Source organism: Tsukamurella sp. PLM1 (genome assembly GCF_023168325.1).
GTDB lineage: Bacteria > Actinomycetota > Actinomycetes > Mycobacteriales > Mycobacteriaceae > Tsukamurella.
Genome location: NZ_AP025688.1, coordinates 1,411,753 through 1,436,119, shown reverse-complemented (window position 1 = coordinate 1,436,119; position 24,367 = coordinate 1,411,753). Strand labels below are relative to the sequence as shown.

Below are 24,367 nucleotides of genomic sequence, written 5' to 3'. Positions count from 1 at the left end.
GTCGTGATCGCCGTGGTGCGCGCCGTGCGGGCCCACGGGGGCCTCGTCGACCGCACTGAACAGCATGGGCTCACGCGTCCAGGGCTCGCCGAGCTTGTACTCGTCCGGCTGCTGGTACTTCTCGTTGCGGCCGGTGGCCATCGAGATGACACACAGGACGACGATCACGATCGTCGCGATGACGGTGATCCCGCCGACGATGTTGAGCAAGCTCACTGTGGGCCCCTTTCCTTGCTGTACGAACGCCCGACGGCGCGCTGGTCGGTCACGAACAACTTAGCCTATGCCGCATCGAGGTCGAGATACCGACTCCACATCGGGTCGACCTCTTTGAGCGTCGACAGCAGGCGCCAGTGCCGGCCCTGCGGCGCGCGGGGCTCGATCCGCAATGTCCAGCCGATCTCGGACAGCAGTCGGTCGGCCTTGCGGTGGTTGCAGGACGCGCAGCACGCCACGCAGTTCTCCCACCCGTGACCGCCGCCGCGCGAGCGCGGCTGCACGTGGTCGATGGTGTCGGCCCTGCCGCCGCAGTACCCGCACCGGAAGCGGTCGCGGTGCATCAGGGCGGCCCGGGTCATGGGCACCTGCGCGCGGTACGGGACCTTCACGTACGTGCGCAGGCGGATCACCGACGGCACAGACAGCGAACGGTCCGCTGAATGCACCAGCGGACCGTTCGGATCGTCGTGGACCACATCAGCCCTGTCCCTCAGCATGAGGACTATCGCCCTCCGCATGGAGATCGCGGTGAGTGGCTCGTACGTGGCGTTGAGCAGCAGCACCCGCCGCTTGCCCCACACGCCGGCGCCGGGACGAGAGTCGGCGAGCGCGGTCACCGCGGGAGCACCCGCGCCGTGCGTTCGCTTCATCGACTCTCCTCGCTTCGATCACGTCGGGCCGGACCCCGCCGGGGTCCGGCCGAGTCGCCTCTAGTAGTGCACCATGGACGACCGCGATCCGCACGATGATTTCGGCGCATTTCCCGAGGCGAATCGGCGGCCGGACGGTGAACAGCGCGTGACCGGCGGCCCGTCGACCCCGTCCAACGGCCCGTCGGCCCCCTGCCCAGCGGCCCGGTCCGGCCCGATCCGGGCGAGGGGCGAGCGCGACCGACCGCCCCGTCCGGCCGGATCGCGACGTGCGAGACTGGGGACGTGAGCACGCCCGACCAGCAGAGCTTCTACGACGCCGTCGGCGGCGCGGACACCTTCGCGGAGTTGATCCACCGCTTCTACCAGGAGGTCGCCGGCGACGAGTTGCTGCGGCCGTTGTACCCGGAGGAGGACCTGGGCCCCGCCGAGGTGCGGTTGCGGATGTTCTTCGAGCAGTACTGGGGCGGCCCGCGCACGTATTCGAGCAACGCGGGCACCCTCGGCTGCGGATGCGCCACGTGCCCTACCGCATCACCGAGATCGAGCGCGACGCGTGGCTGCGCTGCATGGACGTGGCGATCGCGTCGATCGACGACGCGCGGATGAGCCCGGATCGCAAGCGCGAGCTCAGGAACTACTGTGAGATGGCCGCGCAGATGCTCGTGAACACCCCCATGGGCGCTTGAACAGGAGTGAGATGACGCCATCCGTCCGCACCCGGACCTATGACGACGCCCCGTGGTGGAAGGGCGCGATCTTCTACCAGATCTACCCGCGGTCGTTCTCGGATTCGAACGGCGACGGCGTGGGCGACATCCGGGGCGTCATCGAGCGGCTGGGCTACCTCGAGCTCCTGGCGTCGACGCGCTGTGGCTCTCGCCCGTGATGCGCTCCCCCATGGCCGATCACGGGTACGACGTCTCGGATCCGCGCGACATCGACCCCCTGTTCGGGTCCGTTGCCGACATGGACGAGCTGATCGCCCAGGCGCACGCGCGTCGCATCCGCGTCACCATGGATCTCGTCCCCAATCACACGTCGGACCAGCACTCGTGGTTCCAGGCGGCGCTGGCCGCGGGGCCGGGCAGCCCCGAGCGGGACCGGTACATCTTCCGCGAGGGCCGCGGACCGAACGGGGACGAGCCCCCGAACAATTGGCCCAGCATCTTCGGCGGGCCCGCCTGGCACCGCGTCACCGAGGCCGACGGCACACCCGGTCAGTGGTATCTGCACATCTTCGCGCCCGAACAGCCCGACCTGAACTGGCGCAACGAGGAAGTCTTCCAGGACCTCGCACAGACCCTCCGGTTCTGGCTGAACCGCGGAGTGGACGGCTTCCGGATCGACGTGGCGCACGGCATGTCCAAGCCGGACGGCCTGCCGGACATGGACCTGGTGAACAACCAGATCATGGACAACGACGAGAACGACCTCCGGTTCAACGACCCCGGGGTGCATGCGATCCATCGGCGCATCCGCCAGGTGATGGACGAGTTCCCGGGCCGCGTCACCGTGGGCGAGATCTGGGTCAAGGACAACGACCGGTTCGCCGAGTACATCCGCCCCGACGAGCTGCACTTGGGCTTCAACTTCCGCCTCGCGGAGGCCGAGTGGGACGCGCGCGAGATCCGCGAGGCCATCGACAACTCGCTCGTCTCCGTCGAATCGGTGAACGGCATCCCCACCTGGACCCTGTCGAATCACGACGTGCCGCGTGAAGTGACCAGGTTCGGCGGCGGCGAGGTGGGCGTCGCCCGCGCCCGCGCGATGATCCTGGTGGAACTGGCACTGCCCGGCACCGTGTTCCTCTACAACGGCTCGGAGCTGGGCCTGTCCAACGTGGACCTCCCCGACGAGGCGCTGCAGGATCCCACCTGGGAGCGCTCGGGTCACACCGAGCGCGGTCGCGACGGCTGCCGCGTGCCGCTGCCGTGGCAGGGCACCCTGCCCCCGTACGGGTTCTCCACGAACGCCGAGACGTGGCTGCCGATGCCGGACGACTGGAAGGACCTCACCGCCGAGGCGGAGCTCGAGGACCTCGATTCGACGCTCACGCTGTACCGCACCGCGATCGAGCTGCGGCGCATGCGCCCCGAGTTCCACGGCGACGCCGTCGAGTGGTACGGCTCCCCGTTCCCGGCGCGCTCGCGTTCCGCCGGGTGGGCGGCCGCCTGACCTGCGTGCTGAACGCCTCGGATCAGCCCGTCGACCTGCCGGCCGGCGAGCTGATCCTCAGCAGCGCCCCGCTGCTCGACGGCCGGCTCGCGCCGAACGCCGCCTGCTGGCTGGCCTGACCTCCGCCGGTCCGGCGGCCCCGCCGGGCCGCCGTCAGGCTCCGATCCGTTCCCGGGACGTGCGGCCCCGCCGGGCCAGCGGCTGGGCGCCGACGGCGGCGCCCAGCCCGACCGGGGCCGACAGGTCGCCGTAGATCGATTCGTGCGCGCCCGCGGGCACACGGAAGGTCTCGTGCCAGATGCCGACCCGAGCGCGCCCGGCCGCGTGGGTCATGGAGTAGAACTTCAGCCACGCGGGCCGATGCGCGAAATCGGTCGAGTGCGAATAGGCCTCGAGCTCATCGTAGCTGCGCCAGTACTGCACCACGATCGGACCGGTGGACGTGATCGCGTTGAAGCCGCCCAGGTAGCCGATGGCGCCGCCGGCGACACGGTCCCGTTCGATCTCGGCCTGCATGCGGCGCATCGATCGGCCGACGAACAGCGCCTGGTCCAGCCGCCAGCTCGCCCGCGGCCGCATACCCAGCAGGAACACCACCAGCTCGCCGTCGTGCGTGTCGGTCTGCATGTCGTGGTTCATGAGTGTCTCCCTGATGCCGCCTTGGATAGTTCCACTACCCATATTGGAGAGTGTCGCTATCCTATGTCAAGATCGAATCATGAAGTTGTCGGAACTCTCCACGGAGACCGGCGTGAGCACCGCCTCGCTCAAGTACTACCTGCGCGAATCCCTGCTCGCCCCGGGCGATCCCGTGACGCGCACCCAGTCCGAGTACGGTCCCGCCCACGTGGAGCGCGTTCGCCTGATCCGGGCCTGGTCGAGACGGGCGGTCTGTCCCTGGCGCAGGTCAAGCAGGTCCTCGACGCGCTCGACAGCCCGACGGTGCCGCGCCTGGACCTGTTCGGCGTGGCCGTCAACGGCTTCGCGGCCAACCACACCGTGACGGCCGACGACGACTGGACCGCGGCCGCCGAGACGTTCGTCCGGGCCCGCGGCTGGCGCTGCGAGGAGGAAGCCCCCTGCTGCCGGTGCTGGGCGCGCAGCTCAAGGCGCTGACCGATTCATGCCCCGACGTCGCAGCCGAGGGCACCCTGGACCGGTGGGCCGACGCCGTCGAGGCCATCGCGGAGGCCGACCTCGACACCCTGCCCGACGACGACGCCGCGGCGCTGAAGATCGTGGCCGTGGGCAATGTGCTGTCCGACCAGGTGCTGATCACCCTGCGCCGCCTGGCCCAGGAGAGCCGCAGCGCCCAGTTGTACGCGCCCGACGATGCCGATCAGACCAGCAGCGAGGGGCCCGATTCGCGGCGCTGATAGAGCGAGCCGTAGCGGGCGTCCACCCGCACCCACGTGGCGGAGGCGGACACACGCACCGGTTCGTCGGCCCCGTCGCCCGCGAACCCCATCGCCTCCAAGGAGAACGCCGTGCGCAGGCTCAGCGGCACGCTCCGCTCCCCCGCACTCACGCTGACCACGTCGGAGTCCAGCAGCGACTGCGGCGGGCCGGCGGGGCCGCCGGCCTCGCGCCCCACCTCGATGCCACGGGCGGCGACGGCGCGCAGGGCCTGCGCGGGCACGTCGTCGAGGTGCTCGAAGCCGGACGCAGGAGGCAGCGCGCCGCGCCACGCCGAATCCAGGGAGAAACCGGTGTCCACGTAGCCGTCGGGCGACGCCGACTCGGATCGCAGCGACTCCAGCACCGTCGTGGCGCTGCAGACGAGCGACTCGGGTGCCACCGAGCCCGCGAGCACCCGCACCGCGAGCACACCGAACCCCGTGCGCCCCCACACCTCCACGTGCTCGTCGTCGCGGCGGCGCACGCGGATCACCGCGGAGTCGTCGGTACGGAGCAGTCGGGTGACGAACGCCGCGAGGTTCGCCCGGGGCCGAGCACCGGAGACCGTCAGCCGCCGGTCGCTCACCGGGAGAAAGACTTCAGGTAGTCGCGCTGCTCGCCGGACAGGCGCCGCACGCGCTGCTCCGCGACATCGAAGGCCGCGAGCCGCACCTGCGCCACGACGGCCGGCGCGCTGTCGAGGCCGGCGCCGGCGGGCCGGACTTCGTGGTGCACCACGAAGTCCGCCGCCCGCACCGCGGAGGTCCACAGCGTGATCTGCAGCGGCGAATCCTGGTGCCGCAGTTGGCCGCGGTACTCCACCTCGAGCTTTGCCAGCAGCAGCCCGTCGAGCAGGTCCCGAGTGGGCGCGTCCGGCGCGAAGAGCAGCGGGATCCGCGCCTCCTCCAGCAGCGTCACCATGCGGGCGTTGTTGATGTGCTGGTACACGTCCATGTCGGACCAGCGGACGTCCACCGGCACCGTCAGGCCCGATCCCCCGTCGTCGAACTCCGTGCGCACGCCCGTGACGCCCGCCGCGGTGAAGCTGTACTCGGTCACGCGTCCACGCTAGCCGACCGGCCCGCGCCTACCCCACGTGGCGCAGCAACGAGCGGAGCGCCCGGGTCGCGACGGACAGCCGCGACTCGTCGTTCGCGACCTGCGGAGCGCCCTCGACGGGGTCGAGGATCTCGCCGAGCAGCGCGCCCACCCGCTCGAGCCGGCGCGCGTTGTGCGAGGCCCAGTCGCCGATCTTCTGCGTGGCCGGCTCCTCCGGGTCGGTGAAGTTGAGCACCTCGACGGTGAGCGCGCGCAGCGCGCCGTACAGGTCGTCGCGCAGGGCGAGCCGCGCCATCTCGCTCCACCGGTCGCCGCGGGGCAGCTCCGCGACGGCACCGAGCATCTCATCGATCCGCAGGTGCTGCATCAGCGCGAAGTACAGCTGGCCCACCTCGTCGTCCTCGCGCTCGGTGATGTCGGCGATGTCGACCACGTCGAGCAGGCTGAACCGGTACAGCGCGCGGCTGACGGTGTTGGCCAGTTCCTCCGGAACCCCGGCGGCGATCGCGCGCTCGCCGGAACCGCTGGCCTGGCGGTCGTAGCGGATGTCCCAGCCGCCCATCGCGGCCGACAGCTTCGCGATGCGCTCGGCGTACCGATTCACCTCGGCGCCGATCGCGATCGGCTGGGGCCGGTTAGTGAGCATCCACCGCGCCCCGCGGTCCAGCACGCGACGACTCTCGGCGAGCAGTGCCGACGACTCCTGGGCCGAGACCGGAAGCGCCCGGATCGCCGCCCAGGTGGCGGGCAGGTCGAATACGCGGCTGACCGCGGCGAACGCGCGGACCGCCTCCGCGGCGCCCGCGCCGGTCTCCTCCTCCAACCGGTACACGAAGCTCACGCCCGCGTTGTCGACGAGGGAGTTGACCACCTGCGTGGCCACGATCTCACGGCGCAGCGGATGCGCGGCAATGCCGTCGGCCGCCCGCTCGCGCAGGGCGTCCGGGAAGTACTCGGGCAGCCGGGCGGCCAGTACCTCGTTGTCGGGCAGATCGCTGCGGAGGACGTCGTCCTTGGTGGCGAGCTTCACGTGGGCCATGAGGTTCGCCAGTTCCGGCGAGCTGAGTCCGAGGCCGGCGGCCTGCAGCTTGTCGGTCTCCTTGCGCGTGGGCAACGCCTCGAGCCGCAGGTCGACGCCGCGGTTGCGGGACAGATCCGCGAGGATCCGGGCGTGCACGTCCACCATCTTGGGGGCGAGCGAACGCTCCACCGACAGCGCGGAGTTCTGCGAGATGTTGTCGGCCAGCACGAGCCGCGAGACGTCGTCGGTCATCGAGACCAGCAGATCGTGCCGCTCCGCCTCCTCGATCGCGCCCGACGTGATCTGCCGGTCCAGCAGGATCTTGATGTTCACCTCGTGGTCGGAGCAGTCGACGCCCGCGGAGTTGTCCATCGCGTCGGTGTTGATCCTGCCGCCGCTGCGGTCGAACTCGATCCGGCCCAGCGGCGTGACGCCGAGGTTGCCGCCCTCGCCCACGACCTTGGCGCGCACCGCCGCCGTCCACGCGGATCGCGTCGTTCGCGCGGTCGCCGACGTCGAGGTTCGATTCGGTCGAGGCCTTGATGTAGGTGCCGATGCCGCCGTTCCACAGCAGGTCGACGGGGGCCAGCAGCACGGCGCGCATCAGTTCGGGCGGCGTCATCTCGGTGACGTCGTCGGCGAGGCCGAGCGCGGCCCGCACCTCGACGCTGATCGGGATCGACTTCTGGTCGCGGCTGAACACACCGCCGCCGGAGCTGATCTTGCCGGCGTCATAGTCCTTCCACGACGAGCGCGGCAGCTCGAACAAGCGCTGCCGCTCGGCGAAACCGGTGGCCGCGTCGGGATTCGGGTCGAGGAAGATGTCGCGGTGGTCGAACGCTGCCACCAGGCGGATGTGCTCGGAGAGCAGCATGCCGTTGCCGAACACGTCGCCGCTCATGTCGCCCACGCCGACCGCGGTGAAATCCTGCGTCTGGGTGTCGTGGCCCATCTCGCGGAAGTGCATCTTCACCGACTCCCACGCGCCCCGCGCGGTGATGCCCATGCCCTTGTGGTCGTACCCCTCAGAGCCGCCCGACGCGAACGCGTCCCAGCCAGAAGCCGTAGCCGGCGGCCACGTCGTTGGCGATGTCGGAGAACGACGCGGTGCCCTTGTCGGCGGCGACCACCAGGTAGGTGTCGTCGGCGTCGCGGCGCACCACGCGCTCGGGCGGGAGCACGGCACCGTCCGCACCGAGGTTGTCGGTCACATCCAACAGTCCCGAGATGAACATGCGATAGCAGGCCACGCCCTCGGCGCGCTGGGCATCGCGGTCGGCGGCGGCGTCGCCGGTGACCTCCGGGGGACGCTTGACCACGAAGCCGCCCTTCGCACCCACCGGCACGATCACGGCATTCTTCACCGCCTGCGCCTTGACCAGGCCCAGGATCTCGGTGCGGAAGTCCTCCCGGCGGTCCGACCAGCGCAGACCGCCCCGGGCGACCATCCCGAAGCGCAGATGCACGCCCTCGACCCGAGGCGAGTACACGAAGATCTCGAACCGCGGGCGCGGCTTGGGCGTCTCGGGGATCCGGCCGGGCTCGAGCTTGAGCGCGATCACCGGCTTGTCGGCGTAGAAGTTGGTGCGCACCGTCGCCTGCACCACGTGCAGGTAGGCGCGCAGGATCCGGTCGGCGTCGAGACTCGTGACCGCGGCCAGCGCCGCCTCGACGTCGGCCTCCGCCTCCGCCGCCGCGTCCGAGTCCGCCGCGACCGGATCGAAGCTCGCGGTCCACAGCCTCAGCACCGCACCGACCGCGTCGCGGTGCTCGATCAGGACCTGCGCCATGTGGCCGGGACTGTAGGGGAAGCCGCACTGGCGCAGGTACTGCCCGATTGCGCGCAGCAGCGCCACCTGCCGCCAGTCCACCCCGAACGCCAGGATGAGCTCGTTGAACCCGTCCACCTCGGCGTCGCCCCGCCACACCGCGGCGGCGCCCGCGCTGGCGAGCGCGCGACGCGACTTCAGGTGCTCGGGCAGGTCGGCGTCGGACACGCCGTCGACCGAGATGGCGCGCAGCGCCTTGGGCACCCGCAGACCGAAGTCGTAGACCGAGCACAGGACACCGTCGGGCCTGCGGATCGTGTACGGGCGTTCGTCGAGCACCTCGACGCCCAGCGACTGCAGGACCGGCAGCACCTGCGAGAGCGTGACCCCGCCGCCCGTGAGGTACATGATGAAGCGCAGGTCGGCGTTCACGCCGTGCAGCGGGTCGTAGAAGACCAGGTCCAGGCCCTCGGCGGGCAGCGCGGCGATCCGGGCGACGTCGGCGGGCGCCGGGCGGGCGGCTGATCCTCCTTGTAGTTCGGGGAGAAGCCGGGCAGGTAGGCGCGGACCAGGTCCACGTCCTGTCCCGCGCTCGCCGCCGCGTCCAGCACGTCCTCGTCCCACGTGCGGCTGACGTCGCCGAGCCGCGCCCTGATGCGGGCCTCGTCCGCGGCGTGGAACACCGGCACCGCGGCTTCGTCGCGCGGAAGCAGCACGAACTGGATCCGCGCGATGGCCGATTCCGTGACCCGCGCGGTGAACCGGTCGACCCGCATCCCCGTCTCGTCCTCGAGGACGTCGATCAGGACGCCGCGGGCGCGGGAGGTGTACCGGTCGCGCGGGAGGTAGACCAGCGCGGTGGCGAACCGGGCCAGCTTGTCGGTGCGCAGGAACAGCGCCAGGTCCTCGTCCCCGAGTTCGCGGAGGCCGCCGAAGACGCGGGCGAGCTCGTCCTCGTCGGCGACGACCAGGCGCAGGCGCGGGAAGGTCTGGATGTACTCCATCAGCCGTTGGTTGGCGGGGTCGGAACGCACCACGCCGATCCGCGCGAGCACGCGCTCGATCTTGGCCCCCACCATCGGGATCCCGAACACGTTGTGGTGCAGGCCGAGAACGGTCAGCGCCATCGCGAACAGTTCGACCGCCCCACCGTCGGAGGGCGCCGCGGCCAGGAGGAAGGGCGATCCCGCCGCGTCACCGAGGGGGCGCGCCAGCTCGACGACGGCGACCTGTCCCGCCTCGGGCGCGGGGATCGCGTCGATCAGTGCGCGCAGCTTCTCGTCCGGGTCGGCCAGAACGCCCGTCCCGGCACCGTCGGTCCACGAACCGAGCACGCGGGCGTTCCCGTCCTCGAGCCAGGCGATCAGGTCCGACGGTGACCGCCCGGGCGGCTGAGCGGACACACTCTGCGCGACTCGGGTGAAGACGGACGAATCGGTTCCGGACTGCGCCACGGATTCTGCTCCTCGTGCGGGGTGAGGCGACGGGCGCGCCGAAGTACCGGGTCAGCACGTGGCGCCGTTGCCAGGGTTGACGGAGCGGGTGGCTCCGCGAACCACCCTACGACCGGGGCGGGGGTTACGGGCGGGTAATGAACAGCACGGTCACGTGCGGGTTCGACGGTGCCGCCCGGCTCAGTCGAACGCGCCGACGCGAGCGCTTCGTCCCCCGCGCGACACCGTCGGTCCGAACACGAGGCGGGCTCCCCGTCGACAACGAGGAGCCCGCCCGAGTGCGCTACGTCAGTCGCGCGTGAGCTTGCGGTGCGTCACCGCGTGCGGGCGTGCCGCCTCGGCGCCGAGCCGCTCGATCTTGTTCGCCTCGTACGCCTCGAAGTTGCCCTCGAACCAGAACCACTGCCCCTCGGAGACGTTGCCCTCCCAGGCCAGGATGTGTGTGCAGGTCCGGTCGAGGAACCAGCGGTCGTGGGAGATGACCACGGCGCAGCCGGGGAACTCCTGGAGCGCGTTCTCAAGGCTGGAGAGGGTCTCCACGTCGAGGTCGTTGGTCGGCTCGTCGAGCAGGATCAGGTTGCCACCCTCCTTGAGGGTCAGCGCCAGGTTCAGCCGGTTGCGCTCGCCACCGGAGAGCACCTCGGACGGCTTCTGCTGGTCCGGGCCCTTGAAACCGAACGCACTGACGTAGGCGCGAGCCGGCATCTCGTTCTGGCCGACGGTGATGTAGTCGAGCCCGTCCGAGACCACCTGGAAGACGGTCTTCTTCGGGTCGATGTTCGCGCGGTTCTGGTCGACGTAGCTGAGCTTGACCGTCTCGCCCACCTTCACGTCGCCCGAGTCCGGGGACTCCAGACCGACGATGGTCTTGAACAGGGTGGTCTTGCCCACGCCGTTCGGGCCGATCACGCCGACGATGCCGTTGCGCGGCAGCGTGAAGCTCAGGTCCTTGATCAGGACGCGGCCGTCGAAGCCCTTGTCCAGGTTCTTCACCTCGACCACCACGTTGCCCAGGCGCGGCGGGGTCGGGATCTGGATCTCCTCGAAGTCGAGCTTGCGGTGCTTCTCGGCCTCGGTCGCCATCTCCTCGTAGCGCTCGAGGCGCGCCTTGTTCTTGGTCTGCCGGGCCTTGGCGCCGGACCGGACCCAGGCGAGCTCCTCCTTGAGGCGTTTCTGCAGCTTCTGGTCCTTCTTGCCCTGCACCTCGAGGCGCTCGGCCTTCTTCTCCAGGTACGTCGAGTAGTTGCCCTCGTAGCCGTGCAGCTTCCCGCGCTCGACCTCGCAGATCCACTGCGCCACGTGGTCGAGGAAGTACCGGTCGTGGGTGACGGCGAGGACGGCGCCCGGGTAGTTGGCGAGGTGCTGCTCGAGCCAGAGCACCGACTCGGCGTCCAGGTGGTTGGTGGGCTCGTCGAGGAGGAGCAGGTCAGGCTTGCTCAGCAGCAGCTTGCACAGCGCGACGCGACGCTTCTCACCGCCGGAGAGGTTCGTGACGGGCGAATCGCCCGGCGGGCAGCGCAGCGCGTCCATGGCCTGCTCGATCTGCGAGTCGACCTCCCAGGCGTCGACGGCGTCCAGCTGCTCCTGCAGCTTGCCCATCTCCTCCATGAGTTCGTCCGTGTAGTCGGTGGCCATGAGCTCGGCGACCTCGTTGTAGCGGCGCAGGTTGACCATCGTCTGGCCGAGGCCGTCCTCGACGTTCTCCTTGACCGTCTTGGTCTCGTCGAGCTGCGGCTCCTGCATCAGGATCCCGACGGTGGCCTCCGGGTCCAGGAAGGCCTCACCGTTCGACGGCTGGTCCAGGCCCGCCATGATCTTGAGGATCGACGACTTACCCGCGCCGTTCGGGCCCACGACGCCGATCTTCGCGCCCGGGTAGAACGACATCGTCACGTCGTCGAGAATGACCTTGTCGCCGTGCGCCTTACGCACCTTCTTCATGGTGTAGATGAACTCAGCCACAGTCCCTGCCTGCTCTCGCGCGAAAACGACCCACCGGTGTGCCGGGGGCAAACGACACCAGCCTACCCAGTGCGTGCCGGACCTGCGACGGCACGGGCGCCGGGGTTCGTTCCGCGTCGGTCACGCCGGGGTGCGGCGGACACCCCCTGACGCACCCCTTCTTCATGATCATGCACAGTCGAGCGACTACGTCCGCCGCCGCCGGGGTGGCTCACGCGTGGCACGGCGGCGCCGCGCGCGCCCGAGCGGCGAGCCACCGGACGCTTGCCATGCGGCCACCGGGCAGTCCGGATTCCGTTGCTCACCGACGTCATTCATTGCACCATGTCCGTTGTCGGTCCTCCGCCCCGCCGACCTCCGCGGACGCGATCAGCCGGCGACACGGCACGGACGGCACCGGCCCCAGGTCGGCGTACCCGCGGATCGTCGGCGCGCGAATCCGGCATTCCGCCGATGAAACACAACCCTGATTGACAGGTGAGTAACAAGTCCGCCTTAAGCGGGGACAAGCACTATGTCGGCATGAGCCGCCGGGAACGGCGGCTCGGGAACTGCAACGCACGATATGGGGTGGACCGCCGTGGGGTACAGCGTCGAAGGACACGAGGGGGCCGCGATCGACCGGGCACCCATCGCGATCGTCGGGATCGGATGCCGCCTGCCGGGCGGCGTGCGCTCCGCCGGCGACTTCTGGGAGTTGCTCGACGAGGGCCGCGACGCGATCGTCGACATCCCGGCGGACCGCTGGAGCACCGACCGCTACTTCGAGTCCGAGCGCACGCCGGGCAAGAGCCGGGTGCGCCGCGGTGGCTTCCTGACCGACCCGGTCGACGAGTTCGATCCGGCCTTCTTCGGGATCTCCCCGTGGAGGCGAGCTCGATGGACCCGCAGCAGCGGCTGCTGCTGGAGGTCGCGTGGGAGTCCTTCGAGGACGCCGGGCTGCGCGCCGAGGACCTCGAACGCTCCCAGACCGCCGTCTTCACCGGCGGCTTCACGCTCGACTACAGCCAGATGCAGTTCTCGACGTCCGCCGCCGAGCCGCCGACCGTCGCCGCGCACACGGCGACCGGCGTCGTCATGACGATGCTGTCCAACCGCATCTCGCACGCCTTCGACCTGCTCGGACCGAGCATGTCCGTCGACACGGCGTGCTCGTCGTCGCTGGTGGCGATCCACCTCGCGTGCCAGTCGATCTGGAACGGTGAGAGCGACCTGGCCGTCGCCGGCGGCGTGAACCTGATGCTCAGTCCGAACTTCACCGTCGCCGCGTCGACGGGCGGCTTCCTCTCCCCCACCAGCACGTCGCGGGCCTTCGATGCGGCGGCCAACGGCTACGTCCGCGGGGAGGGCGCAGCGCTCGTCGTGCTCAAGCCGCTCGCCCAGGCGCGCGCCGACGGCGATCGGATCTACGCGACGGTGCTCGGCACCGCCGTCAGCCAGGACGGGCGCACCAACGGCATCACCGTCCCGAACGGCGCGAGTCAGAAGCGCGCGATCGAAGCGGCGCTCGCGAACGCCGGCATCGCCGCGGACACCGTCGACTACGTGGAGGCGCACGGCACGGGCACCCCGGTCGGCGATCCGATCGAGGCCAACGCGCTCGGCGAGGTCTACCGCGGCGACCGCCCCGCGGACCGCCCGCTCGTGATCGGCTCCGTCAAGACGAACCTGGGGCACCTCGAGGCCGCCGCGGGCGTGGTCGGTTTCATCAAATCCGCACTCGCGCTGGGCCACCGGCGCGTGCCGCGGCACCTGCACCTCGACGCGCTCAACCCGGCCATCGACCTCGACGAACTGCGGATCCGGATCGCCACCGAACCCACGGCGCTGCAGCCCGAGGGACCGCTCCGGGCAGGCGTCAACTCGTTCGGTTTCGGCGGCACCAACGCCCACGCGATCCTCGAGTCCGTCCCCGTGGACGCGCCCGCCCCGCCGCCCGCGGACGCCGTGCGCGACGGCATCGCGACCGTGCTGCCGCTCGCGGCGCGCAGCGAGCCCGCCCTCGCGCAGCTCGCGGACGCCTACGCCGGGCTCGTCGAGTCCGACGGTGCCTCCCCGGTCGCCTCGGCGCTCGCGCACCGGCGCAGCGCGCACCGCACCGCGCGGCTCGCGGTGGTCGCCGCGAACGACGCCGAGGCCGCGGAAGCGCTGCGCGCCGCCGGCGAGGGGACCCCGCACCAGGCCGTGCGGTCGGGCTCCGCGCTCGACGACGCCCGCCCCCTGGCTTTCGTCTACACCGGCATGGGCCCGCAATGGTGGGGCATGGCCCGCGGCCTGCTGCGGCACAACGCCGTCTTCCGTGCGGCGGTCGACCGCTGCGACGCGGCGATCGCGCCGCTCACGGGCTGGTCGCTCACCGCGGAACTGCTGGCCCCCGAGACGGATTCCCGGATGGCCGAATCCGTGGTGGCGCAGATCGCGAACTTCGGCGTGCAGTACGCGCTGACCCGGCTGTGGGAGTCCTTCGGCGTACGGCCGGACCTCATCGTCGGGCACAGCGCCGGGGAGGTCGCCGCCGCCCTCGAGGCGGGCGCCCTGACCTTCGACGACGCGATCACCGTGATCGTGCACCGCGCCCGCATCCAGCACACCGCGAGCGGGGGCGGCCGCCTGCTGGCCGTCGCGCTCGGCGAGACCGCCGCCGCCGAACTGCCCGAGGTGGTGCGCGGCGACGTCGAGTTCGCCGCGATCAACAGCCCCGATTCGGTCGCGCTCGTGGGCGCGCTCCCCGTCCTGGAACCGCTCGCGGAGCGGCTCGGCGGCGACGGCGTCTTCGCGCGCCTCGTCCCCGGCGACGTCCCGTACCACAGCCGGGCCATGGACCCGCTCGAAGTGGAGGTCCGCACGTCCCTCGCCGGCCTCGCGCCCGGCGCACCGTCGATCCCGCTCTACTCGACGGTGACGGGCGCCCCGGTCCCGCAGGACGGCTCCGAGCCGCACGACGCCGAGTACTGGTGGCGCAACATCCGCCGCCCGGTGCTGTTCGGTGCCGCGGCCGACGCGCTGCTCGCCGACGGTGCGGCGACCTTCCTGGAGGTCGGCCCCACGGCAGTGCTCGGTCGGGCGATCGCGGAGGCCGCGTCCGCGCGCGGGCGGACGGTGACGACGACCGCGTCGCTGCGCCGCGACGGTGACGACGCCGAGTCCTTCGCCACGGCGCTGGCCGACCTGTGGGTGCGCGGCGTCGACGTCGACTTCTCCCCGCTCGCGCCCCGCGCACCCATGCGCACGCTGCCCACCTACCCGTGGCAGACGGACCGGTACTGGTCCGAGGGTGACGCCGGCCGCCGGGAGCGTCTCGCGGTCACCGTCGAGCCCTACCTGGGTGACCGATCCGACGGCGCGCTGCCCGGGTGGCGGAGGCTGCTGGACGGCACCGCGCCGCGATCGCTCTCCGACCACGTGGTGCACGGCGCCACGCTGTTCCCCGGCGCCGGCTACGTCGAGATCGCGGCGGAGGTCGCGCGCGACGAGTACGGGGCCTCCGCGTGCACGCTGCTCGACGTCGCGTTCGAGACCGCGCTCGTGCACGGCGGCAGCGGGACGTACCTGATCGACACGAGCCTCGACGCCGACTCGGGCCGGATCGCGATCCACGGCAAGGTGCCCGGCGGCGGCCGGTGGGCGCGCCACGCGACGGCCACCCTGCGGCCCGCGCCGTCCGTCGCGCCCCGCATCGACGTCGGCCCCGTCGCGGGCACGCCGGTCGCCGAGGACGCGCTGTACGACGGGTTCCGGGACGCGGGCTTCGCGTACGGTCCCGCGTACCGCCTCCTGCACGACGTGACCGTCGGCGACGGCGCCGCGACGGCTCGGATCCGCGCCGTCGCCGCGGAGCCCGTCGCCGAACGCGCCCCGATCCTCGAGCCGAGCGTCCTCGACGCGGCCTTCCAGCTGTTGCTGCCGTTGGCCTTCCAGCGGTCGGAGGGCACCAGGCTCATCCCCGTCGGGGTCGATCGCGTCGTGATCCACGGGCGACCCGACGGCCCCGTCGTCGCGCGGGCCACCGCCCGGGCATCGTCCGACCCCGCCACGATCCGCGGCGACGTGGTCCTCGCCCACGAGGACGGCCGAGTGCTCGCCGAGGTGGAGGGCTTCTCCGTCCGGATCCTCGACGACGCGGCCGCGGCGCCGCAGCGGGTGGGTACCGACTGGGTGTACGAACAGGCCTGGGAGCCGCAGCCCGCCGACGACGCCGAGCGCACCCCCGCCGAGGGCGTCTGGCTGCTCCTCGCGGACGGCACCGGCCTCGCGGATCACCTCGCCGGGCGGCTCGCGGCCGCGGGAGGCACGCCGGTGCTGCTCTGCGCGGGCGACGCCGCCGATGCCGTCGCGCCGGCCGACCGGGCCGCCCTGGCCGCCGCGCTCGACCGGCTCGTTCCCGACGCGGGGCTCCGCGGCATTGTCCACCTGTGGTCGCTCGACGCCTCCCCCGACGCTGCGGACCCGCTGCGCTGGGCGGCGAACGACGCCGTGCTCTCGGTGATGCACCTCGCGGCCGAGCTGGAACAGCGCGGGCTCGCGGCGCCCACCTTCCTCGTCACGGACGGTGCACAGCCCGTCGCGGGCGTCTCCGAGACGGGCCTCCTGCAGTCCTCGCTGCTCGGCGTCGGCCGGGTCCTGCACCACGAGCTGAGCGGGCTGCAGGCCCGCCTCGTGGACCTCGATCCGCGGGATCGGGACGCGAGCGCGGCGATGCTGCTCGACGAGCTCACCGTCGCCGGCACGGACGAGGATCAGGTGGCCTACCGGGACGGCGCACGACTCGTCGCGCGCCTGTACCCGTCGGCCCGGTCCGGCGGGCGGATCCCCGCCCGGATGCGTCCCGACGGTGCCTATCTCGTCACGGGCGGTCTCGGCGCGCTCGGCGGGCTCGTGCTCGTCGCACTCGCCGAACGCGGCGCCGGCCACCTGATCGTGACCAGCCGTTCGGGGCTCCCGCCGCGGGCGGAGTGGGACGCCCTCACCGACGCCGCACAACGCGACGGTGTCGCCGCGGTGCGCGCCGCGGAGGCGTCGGGCGCGACGGTGCACGTCGTGCCCGTGGACGTGACGGACGCCCGGGCACTCTCCGACACCCTCGCTCGCCTGCACGCGGCGGGCGTCCCGGCCCTGCGCGGCGTGGTCCATTCCGCCGGCGCCGTGGACGACCAGATCCTCGTGCGGATGACGCAGGAGCAGGTCGAGCGGGTGGTCCGGCCGAAGGTGCTCGGCGGCTGGGCCCTGCACGAGGCGACCGCCGGGGAGCCGCTCGACTTCTTCACGCTGTTCTCCTCGATCTCCGCCGTGATCCCGTCGCCCGGGCAGGGCAATTACGCCGCCGGGAACGCCTTCCTCGACGCGCTCGCCCACTACCGCCGGGCGCAGGGCCTGCCGGCTCTGTCGATCAATTGGGGCCCGTGGGACGCCGGCATGATCGCGAGCCTCGGATTGCGCGAGCTCTACGGGCAGCGCGGGATCGACCTCATCGACCCCGAGACCGGCATGACGCTCCTCGCCGAGTTGCTGGGCTCCGGCGAGGTGCAGCAGGGCGTGGTCTCCGCGCACTGGCCCACGGTGATCGAGAGCTACGCGCTCACCCCGACCCTCGTCGCCCACCTGGGCCGCGGGGAGGAGGACGGCGACCACGACGGCGAGTCGATCCTCGAACGGCTCGGCGCCGTCGCGGCGGCGGACCGTACGCCCATCGCGACCGACGGGGTTCGCCTCACCGTCTCGAGGGTGCTGCGGATGGCCGAGGAGAACATCCCCGACGACGAGCCGCTCGGCCGGCTCGGCGTGGACTCGATGCTCGCCACCGAGCTCCGGATCCGGGTGGAGCAGCAGTTCCGCGCCGCGCCGTCGATCGCCTTCCTCCTCGACGGAGCGACGGTGGCGACGATCGCCGCCGAGCTGCTCGCCACCCTCGACATGCCGTCGGACGACGCGGAACCCGACGCCGAGGTCGACGACCTCGCCGCGTTGCTGGCCGACCTGGACGACGACGCGGTCGCCGCCCTGCTCGCCGAGTCCGAGACCACCGAACCGAACGCCGGAGGCCCCGATGACCGAGATCGAAGACCGCCTTGCGGCACTGAGCCCCACCCAGCGGCGTGCGCTCCTGGCCCGGCTGGGCAGGGCCCCGTCGACCGCGCCGGCCGCGCCGCCGATCACGCCCCGCGTGCGCGAGGGCGACGCCGTCCGGCTCTCGGCCACCCAGGAGAACATGTGGTTCCTGGAGCAGTTCCATCCCGGCACGACGATGCACGTCATGTCCGGCGTCGCGCGACTGCCGATCGACGTTCCGCACGACGTGTTCACCGACTGCCTCGCCGAAGTGATCGAGCGGCACCCCGTGCTGCGCACCCGGTTCGGCATGGAGGACGGCGAGCCGGTCGCGCGGATCGCGCCCGCCGAGCGGCCCGAGGTCGCGTTCCTCGACGGGATCGACGAGGCGCCGATGTGGGCCCGGTTCGACGAGGACGCGCGGACGCCCTTCGACATCGCGCGGGCGCCGCTGCTGCGGGCGACGCTCGCGCGCAGCACCTCCGGCGGCACGTGGGTGCAGATCACGCTGCACCACATGGTGGCGGACGGCTACTCCACCGGCATCCTCTTCGCCGAGCTCGGCCGGCTCGCGACCGGACGCCTGGTCGGCCGGCTGCAACAACTGCCCGACGTCCCGTTCCAGTACGCCGACGTCGCCCTGTGGGAGCGCGAGCACGCGGAGGCGGACGCCGACGCCACGGACATCGCGTACTGGACGGAACGGCTCGCCGACGCGCCCGCCGCGCTGACCCTGCCGACGGACCGTCCCCGGCCGGCCCGCCAGGGCTACCGGGGCCGCCGCACGGAGTTCGCGCTGAGCGCCGAGCGGGCCGCGGCCGTCCGGACGTTCAGCGCCGAGCACGGTGTCACCCCGTTCGTGACCGTGCTCTGCGCGTACGCGACGGTCCTGTCCCGGTGGGCGGCGCAGGACCGGGTCGTCGTCGGCGTCCCCGTCGCACAGCGTTCCCGGCCGGGGACCGAGCGGGTGATCGGCCCGTTCCTCAACACACTCGCGCTGCCGGTGACGCTCGGCGAGGACCGGACCGTCAAGGAGCTGCTCGCGCAGGTGAACGCCGAGGTCCGCGAGGGCTTCGCCCACCAGGACGCGCGTTTCGACCGCGTGCTCTCGGCGCTCGATCTCGGCCGCGACCCCGCGCGCCCGCCGCTGTTCCAGGCGATCCTCAACATGCAGGAGGACCGCAGCGCGCCGAGATGCAGCTGCGCGACCTGTACAACGGCTGCGCCAAGTTCGACGTCCTGCTCAACGTGACCACCACGCCCACGACGATGTCGGGCACCCTGGACGTCGCGGCCGACCTGTTCGACCAGGAGACGGCCGACGCGCTGATCGACGGCTTCGTCGCGGTGCTCGACGCGCTGACCGCACCCGGTTCCCCCGGGGAACGGTCGATCTCGACGCTGCCCTTGTCGACGGTGCCGCTCGCGGTCGAGCCGCCGATCGCACAGCCCGCGACCGCCGCGCTGGACGAGTACGTCCTCGCCGCGGCGCCCGGCGCCGCTGACCGCACGGCGATCGTCGCCGGACCGGAGCGGATCACCTACGCCGCGCTGGACGCCCGCGTCGGACGCCTCGCCGCCCGGATCGCGGAGCGCCTCGACGCCCCGCCGCAGACGCCCGTGGGGCTGCTGCTGCCGAGGTCGGCGGACGTCATCATCGCCATGCTCGCGACGCTCCGGGCCGGCTACGCCTTCGTGCCACTCGACCCCGCCTACCCCGCCGAGCGCCTCGAGTTCATCTGCGCCGACGCCGGCATTCGTGCGCTCATCACCACCGCCGAGAACCTGGCCGACGTGCCGGGCCTCGACCTCCCCTGGCTCGACGTCGCGGACGCCCCGGCGGGGCCTGCCCGGCACCGTCCGACGAGGATCCCGCGACCCGAACGGCGTACATGCTGTACACGTCCGGATCCACGGGACGCCCGAAGGGCGTGCGGGTCTCGCACCGGAACGTGGTCACGTTCCTCGAGGCGATGCGCGCCGAGCCCGGCATGACGGCCGCGGACACGCTCCTGGCCGTCACGAGCCCGTCGTTCGACATCGCGATCCTCGAACTCCTGCTCCCGCTCGCCGCCGGGGCGCGCGTCGTCATCGCCGACGGTGACGACGCCCGCGACGGCGACCGGCTCGCGGCGCTGCTCGACGAGCACGCGGTGACCGTCATGCAGGCCACCCCCACCACGTGGCACCTGCTGCTCGACGCCGGCTGGACCGGCACCCGCGGACTGCGCGCGCTGTGCGGCGGCGAGGCGATGCCCGCGGTGCTCGCGGGCCGCCTCCTGGCCGGCACGGACGAGTTGTGGAACATGTACGGCCCCACCGAGACCACCATCTGGTCGACGGTGCACCGGGTCACCGACGCCGACGTCGCCGCGGGCGCGATCCCGATCGGACACCCGATCCGCGGCACGGGCATCGTGGTCGCCGACGCCACCGCCGCGCCCGTCCCCGACGGCGTCTTCGGCGAGCTGTGCATCGTCGGCGACGGGGTGACGCTCGGCTACCACGACCGGCCCGAGCTCACCGCCGACCGCTTCGTGCAGCTGGCCGGAGAGACTCCGGCACGGGCGTACCGGACGGGCGACCTGGTGCGCCGGTTCCGCGACGGGCGGATCGAGTTCGGCGGCCGGATCGACACCCAGGTGAAGGTCCGCGGCTTCCGCGTCGAACTGGGCGAGATCGAGAGCGCGCTCGAGACCGCCCTGCCGGGCGTCCGCGCGATCGCCGCGGTCGACGCCGGCGGGACCGCGGTCACCGCATTCCTCGAGTGCTCTGCGGAACAGCTGGGCGACACCGGTGCCCTGCTCGCGGGCCTGCGGGAGACCCTGCCGCCGTACATGGTGCCGAGCGCTTTCGCAGTCGTCGACGCCTTCCCGCTGACCCCGAACCGCAAGATCGACCGCAAGGCGCTCGCCGCCCGCGGCGGTGCGCCCGTGGCCCGGCCGCCGCGAGCGGCACGGAGTACGTCGCCGCCCGCACCGACCTGGAGCGCGATCTCACCGCGATCTGGACCGACCTGCTGTCGCTGCGCACCGCTCCCGGCGTCCGCGACGACTTCTTCCTCCTCGGCGGGCACTCACTGCTCGCGACGAAGCTGGTCTTCCGGGTGCGGGAGAAGCTCGGCCGGGTGGTGCCGTTGCCGGCGCTGTTCGCCGGCGAGCTCACCATCGAACGGCTCGCGGCGATCCTCGAGCAGGGCGGCGCGGGCTTCGAAAGCAGTCTGGTCCTCGCCGACGAGGTCGTCCTCCCCGACGACATCCGGCCCGCGCCGGGCGCGCCCGTGCGGAGCGCCACCAACCCGCGGCACCTCTTCGTCACGGGCGCGACGGGTTTCGTCGGCGCGTTCCTCCTGGCCGAGCTCCTGTCCACGACGTCGGCGACCATGCACTGCCTGGTTCGAGCAGGGTCACCCGAGGAGGGGTTCGACCGGATCCGCACGACGATGCGCGACTACGGGATCTGGGACGAGCACCACGCCGGCCGGATCGTCGCCGTGCCCGGCGACCTGACCCGACCGCGGCTGGGGCTGACCGATTCGGCCTGGTCCGACCTGGCGGCCACCGCCGACGGCATCGTGCACTGCGGCGCCGACGTGAACTTCCTGCGGCCCTACGCCACCCTGAAGTCCGCGAACGTCGACGGCACGGTGCAGGTCCTGGCGCTCGCGTGCGACGGCCCCGTCAAGCCAGTGCACTTCGTCTCGACCACCTACGTCTTCTCGCGGTTCTCCTACCCACAGGACACCGTCTTCGCCGAAGACGATCGGAGCCCCGTGCAGGACCCGCGGTTCACCTTCGGGTACACCCAGTCCAAGTGGGTGGGCGAGCAACTCGTCTTCGAGGCGCGGTCGCGGGGCGTGCCGACGTACGTGTACCGCACCGGCCGCGTCGCGGGGCACAGCCGGACCGGCGCGTGTCAGCGCTCGGACTTCCTCTGGCAGACGATCCGGCTCGGCGTCGCCCTCGGCGCGGCCCCGACGATGGACATGTCGACGGACATCACGCCCATCGACTACGTCGTCGGCGCGATCGCCCGCCTCGCGGGGCAGGACGACCTCGCGGGCCGCACGTTCCACGTCGTCTCGCCGGAGACGGTGGCGGTGCCGGACCTGGTGCGCTGGATGTCCGACTTCGGCTACGCCGGAGAGGAGCTGCCGTTCGCGCAGTGGTGCGAGCGCGCGGCGGAGCTGGCCGAGCGCGAGGGCGACGAGACGGCCGCCGCGCTGGCGCCGTTCCTGTCGGCGACGCCGCTGGACAACATGCCCGACGCGACGTTCGACGACGCGAACGTGCGGGAGGGCCTGGCGGGGAGCGGCATCTCCTGTCCCCCGATCGACGGTGCGCTACTGCGCCGCTACTTCGAGTGGTTCATCGACTGCGGCTACCTGCCGGCGCCGTCGTCCCTGGACCTCCCGGAGAGCGCGGCCTCATGAGCGCGACGTCACCGCGCGGCCCGGTGGAACGGACGACGACCACGCTCCGCGAGCGGCGTCGCCGAACCCCCGCGCCGCCCGGCAATCCGCCCACGTTCCCCGTACGCACGCGCGCGTCGCGCCGTCGGTCACCGCGTCGCGGCCCCTGCCCGTCGCGCGCCCGGCGCTGCCCGCGGCACGGGCGGCCCTCCCCGCGGCTCCCCCGAGGCCGGTGCCGCCTGCGGCCGTCCCGCCACCCCCGCCTGTCCGGCCCGCGCCCCGAGGCCCCCGAGCGCCCGCCGCCGGACCAGGTGCCCCGCCGGCCATCAGCGTGCGGAACCTGGTCAAGACCTACGGCGACGTGCGCGCCGTGGACGGCGTCTCCTTCGACGTCGCGGGCGGCAGCACCTTCGCCTTCCTCGGCACCAACGGCGCGGGCAAGTCGACGACGATCAGCTGCATCACCACGCTCAAATCGGTATCCTCCGGCGCGATCCACGTCGCGGGCATGCAGGTGGGCCGGCAGGACCTCGACATCCGGCGCGCGATCGGCGTGGTCTTCCAGGAGTCCCTGTTGGATCCGGCGCTGACCGTGCGGGAGAACCTGGCTCTGCGCGCCACGTTCTACGGCGTCGACGCGACGACGGCGAAGGAGCGGATCGCTGGACTCTCATCGTTACTCGGGCTCGAGGAGTTCCTCACCCGCCGGTACAAGGCCCTCTCCGGCGGGCAGAAGCGGCGCGCGGACATCGCCCGCGCCCTGATCCACCAGCCCCGCATCCTGTTCCTCGACGAGCCGACGACGGGGCTCGATCCGGACTCTCGCGACCGTGTCTGGTCGACCATCCTGGACCTGCAGAAACGGTTGCGGCTCACCGTCTTCCTCACCACCCACTACATGGAGGAGGCGGAGCGCGCCGACCGGATCGCGATCATCGATCACGGTCGGATCGTCACCGCCGGGACCCCGACCGAACTGCGCGGTACCCACGCCAAGGACGAGCTGCGCGTGACGCTACGGGATCCGCGCCGATTCGACGCGACCTTCGGGGCGCGCGCGACGCGCGCCGGGCTCGAGCGGCGGGTCACCGTCGAATCGAGCCGCGAAGCCATGGCGATCCTGCGCGATTTCGACTCCGACGTCGCCGATTTCGAGTTCCGGCACGGAACGATGGACGACGTCTTCCTGGCGATCACTCGCGGCGGTGCACGATGACGCTCCTGAACCTGACCCGGCGCAACGTCGTCGTCTTCTTCCGCGATCCCGCGGCAGTGTTCTTCTCGCTGCTCTCGCCGATCATCCTGTTCGTGCTGTTCTCCGCGTTCCTCGGCGGTGTCCAGACCGACGCCCTGCAGCAGTCGCTGCCCACCGCGAACGCCGACGAGGTCGACGCCTTCGTCTACTCCTGGGTGATCGCCAACCTGGTCATGATCACCACTGCGACCACGAGCCTGTCCGCGCTGGTGGTCTTCGTGAACGACCGGGTGGGCAACGTCTTCCGCGACTTCCTGGTCTCGCCGATCAGCCGCCTCCAGATGATCCTGAGCTACCTGCTCGGGGCCTTCGTGGTGTCCGTGGCGCTGAGCACCGCGGTCTTCGTCATCGCCGACGTCTATCTCGGCGTCGTCCACTCGGCGGCGTTGTCGGTGGGCGCCTTCGCGCAGGCGCTCGCCCAGCTGATCGGGTTCTGCCTGCTGTTCTCTGCGATCTGGAGCCTGGTGGTCACGTTCATCGGCTCGACCGGCGTCTTCACCTCGGTCGCGACCATCGTCGGCACGGCGGGCGGCTTCCTCGCCGGCGCCTACATCACCGTCGGGGCGCTGCCGAGCGGCGTCGTGACGTTCATGAACGTGCTCCCGCTGAACCAGGCCGCCACCCTGATGCGCGGCCCGTTCACCAGCGCCCCGATCGACGCCCTCGCCGGCGCGTCGGACCAGGCCCGCGCGACGATCGAGGACGAATACGGACTCCTGCCCTACATCGCGTCGGCGCAGGCCCCGGAAGGGGCGGTCTGGGTGGTGTTCGCCGGCCTGTTCCTCGTCTTCGTCCTGCTCGGCGCCTGGCGCATCGGCCGCAGGATCGGCTGAGCCGTCCGCCGACGCCGGGGATCGGGGCTCACAGGCGGGTACCGCCTCGAACGCGGAGCAGGTGACGCCGCCGTAACAATTCGGCCCGCCCCGGAAACACGGCGCGGGCACCG

At 71.9% G+C, this 24,367-nt stretch carries 14 protein-coding genes and 5 pseudogenes; 12 read left to right on the top strand and 7 right to left on the bottom strand.

From position 1 onward, the window contains the following. Positions 1-281: 281 nt before the first annotated feature. On the bottom strand, positions 282-869 hold the full coding sequence (locus tag MTP03_RS07450) for an HNH endonuclease (protein ID WP_248491424.1): 588 nt from the start codon (positions 867-869) through the stop codon (positions 282-284). Positions 870-1,154: 285 nt separating this feature from the next. Between MTP03_RS07450 and MTP03_RS07445 the strand changes: the two are divergent. Both MTP03_RS07445 and MTP03_RS07440 read left to right on the top strand, forming a co-directional pair. Beyond that, a pseudogene (locus MTP03_RS07445) lies at positions 1,155-1,558 on the top strand (globin). Positions 1,559-1,569: 11 nt separating this feature from the next. Next, positions 1,570-3,166, top strand: a pseudogene (locus tag MTP03_RS07440) (glycoside hydrolase family 13 protein). Positions 3,167-3,200: 34 nt separating this feature from the next. Here MTP03_RS07440 and MTP03_RS07435 read toward each other — a convergent pair. Beyond that, positions 3,201-3,686 (bottom strand): DUF4188 domain-containing protein, encoded by a 486-nt coding sequence (locus tag MTP03_RS07435; RefSeq protein WP_248491423.1) that lies wholly within the window; start codon positions 3,684-3,686, stop codon positions 3,201-3,203. Here MTP03_RS07435 and MTP03_RS23515 point away from each other — a divergent pair. The 3 genes from MTP03_RS23515 to MTP03_RS07425 are packed head-to-tail and all read left to right on the top strand — an operon-like array spanning position 3,673 to position 4,423. Further along, positions 3,673-4,050 carry a MerR family transcriptional regulator gene (locus tag MTP03_RS23515; protein ID WP_371820917.1) on the top strand — a complete coding sequence of 126 codons (378 nt, stop codon included), beginning with the start codon at positions 3,673-3,675 and terminating at the stop codon, positions 4,048-4,050. The genes MTP03_RS07435 and MTP03_RS23515 overlap by 14 nt on opposite strands. Further along, positions 3,990-4,163, top strand: coding sequence for a hypothetical protein (locus MTP03_RS07430; protein WP_248491422.1), 174 nt, complete (start codon positions 3,990-3,992; stop codon positions 4,161-4,163). The genes MTP03_RS23515 and MTP03_RS07430 overlap by 61 nt, the downstream gene beginning before the upstream one ends. After that, positions 4,136-4,423: a hypothetical protein gene (locus tag MTP03_RS07425; protein ID WP_248491421.1), complete on the top strand. Its 288-nt coding sequence runs from the start codon at positions 4,136-4,138 to the stop codon at positions 4,421-4,423. The genes MTP03_RS07430 and MTP03_RS07425 overlap by 28 nt, the downstream gene beginning before the upstream one ends. Here the strand turns inward: MTP03_RS07425 and MTP03_RS07420 are convergent. From MTP03_RS07420 to ettA, 5 genes and pseudogenes are all read right to left on the bottom strand, one after another. Beyond that, on the bottom strand, positions 4,387-5,031 hold the full coding sequence (locus MTP03_RS07420) for a hypothetical protein (protein WP_248491420.1): 645 nt from the start codon (positions 5,029-5,031) through the stop codon (positions 4,387-4,389). The genes MTP03_RS07425 and MTP03_RS07420 overlap by 37 nt on opposite strands. After that, complete coding sequence (locus MTP03_RS07415; RefSeq protein ID WP_248492078.1) at positions 5,028-5,399, bottom strand: thioesterase family protein; 372 nt, start codon at positions 5,397-5,399, stop codon at positions 5,028-5,030. The genes MTP03_RS07420 and MTP03_RS07415 overlap by 4 nt, the downstream gene beginning before the upstream one ends. Before the next feature lie 133 nt (positions 5,400-5,532). Next, positions 5,533-8,702: pseudogene (locus MTP03_RS07410) on the bottom strand (NAD-glutamate dehydrogenase domain-containing protein). Between the two features lie 20 nt (positions 8,703-8,722). Then, entirely contained in the window at positions 8,723-9,748 is a 1,026-nt protein-coding gene (locus tag MTP03_RS23510) for a hypothetical protein (RefSeq protein ID WP_371820916.1), read from the bottom strand. 288 nt (positions 9,749-10,036) lie between these two features. Further along, positions 10,037-11,710, bottom strand: a complete 1,674-nt coding sequence (gene ettA, locus MTP03_RS07405) for an energy-dependent translational throttle protein EttA (RefSeq protein WP_248491419.1) — start codon at positions 11,708-11,710, stop codon at positions 10,037-10,039. 565 nt (positions 11,711-12,275) lie between these two features. Between ettA and MTP03_RS07400 the strand changes: the two are divergent. The 7 genes and pseudogenes from MTP03_RS07400 to MTP03_RS07385 all read left to right on the top strand — a co-directional run. Continuing rightward, positions 12,276-17,542 (top strand): annotated as a pseudogene (locus MTP03_RS07400) (type I polyketide synthase); the annotation flags it as partial. Positions 17,543-17,753: 211 nt separating this feature from the next. Beyond that, on the top strand, positions 17,754-19,007 hold the full coding sequence (locus tag MTP03_RS23505; RefSeq protein ID WP_371820961.1) for a condensation domain-containing protein: 1,254 nt from the start codon (positions 17,754-17,756) through the stop codon (positions 19,005-19,007). Further along, positions 18,950-19,750: an AMP-binding protein gene (locus MTP03_RS23500; RefSeq protein WP_371820960.1), complete on the top strand. Its 801-nt coding sequence runs from the start codon at positions 18,950-18,952 to the stop codon at positions 19,748-19,750. The genes MTP03_RS23505 and MTP03_RS23500 overlap by 58 nt, the downstream gene beginning before the upstream one ends. Next, positions 19,648-20,589 (top strand): annotated as a pseudogene (locus tag MTP03_RS22645) (AMP-binding protein); the annotation flags it as partial. The gene MTP03_RS23500 and the pseudogene MTP03_RS22645, both read left to right, overlap by 103 nt. Further along, a complete protein-coding gene (locus MTP03_RS07395; protein WP_371820915.1) occupies positions 20,523-22,187 on the top strand; it encodes a thioester reductase domain-containing protein in 1,665 nt (554 codons plus the stop codon). The pseudogene MTP03_RS22645 and the gene MTP03_RS07395, both read left to right, overlap by 67 nt. Before the next feature lie 310 nt (positions 22,188-22,497). After that, positions 22,498-23,382, top strand: a complete 885-nt coding sequence (locus tag MTP03_RS07390) for an ABC transporter ATP-binding protein (RefSeq protein WP_248491417.1) — start codon at positions 22,498-22,500, stop codon at positions 23,380-23,382. After that, on the top strand, positions 23,379-24,254 hold the full coding sequence (locus MTP03_RS07385; RefSeq protein ID WP_248491416.1) for an ABC transporter permease: 876 nt from the start codon (positions 23,379-23,381) through the stop codon (positions 24,252-24,254). Before MTP03_RS07390 ends, MTP03_RS07385 begins: the two co-directional genes overlap by 4 nt. Positions 24,255-24,367: the final 113 nt, after the last annotated feature.

Bases quoted from the DNA above. Each gene is read 5' to 3' on its own strand.
- MTP03_RS07435 (WP_248491423.1), bottom strand. From the start codon at position 3,686: ATGAACCACGACATGCAGACCGACACGCACGACGGCGAGCTGGTGGTG.
- MTP03_RS23500 (WP_371820960.1), top strand. From the start codon at position 18,950: ATGCAGCTGCGCGACCTGTACAACGGCTGCGCCAAGTTCGACGTCCTG.
- MTP03_RS07385 (WP_248491416.1), top strand. From the start codon at position 23,379: ATGACGCTCCTGAACCTGACCCGGCGCAACGTCGTCGTCTTCTTCCGC.
- MTP03_RS07450 (WP_248491424.1), bottom strand. From the start codon at position 869: ATGAAGCGAACGCACGGCGCGGGTGCTCCCGCGGTGACCGCGCTCGCC.
- MTP03_RS07415 (WP_248492078.1), bottom strand. From the start codon at position 5,399: ATGGACGTGTACCAGCACATCAACAACGCCCGCATGGTGACGCTGCTG.
- MTP03_RS23515 (WP_371820917.1), top strand. From the start codon at position 3,673: ATGTCGTGGTTCATGAGTGTCTCCCTGATGCCGCCTTGGATAGTTCCA.
- MTP03_RS23505 (WP_371820961.1), top strand. From the start codon at position 17,754: ATGACCGAGATCGAAGACCGCCTTGCGGCACTGAGCCCCACCCAGCGG.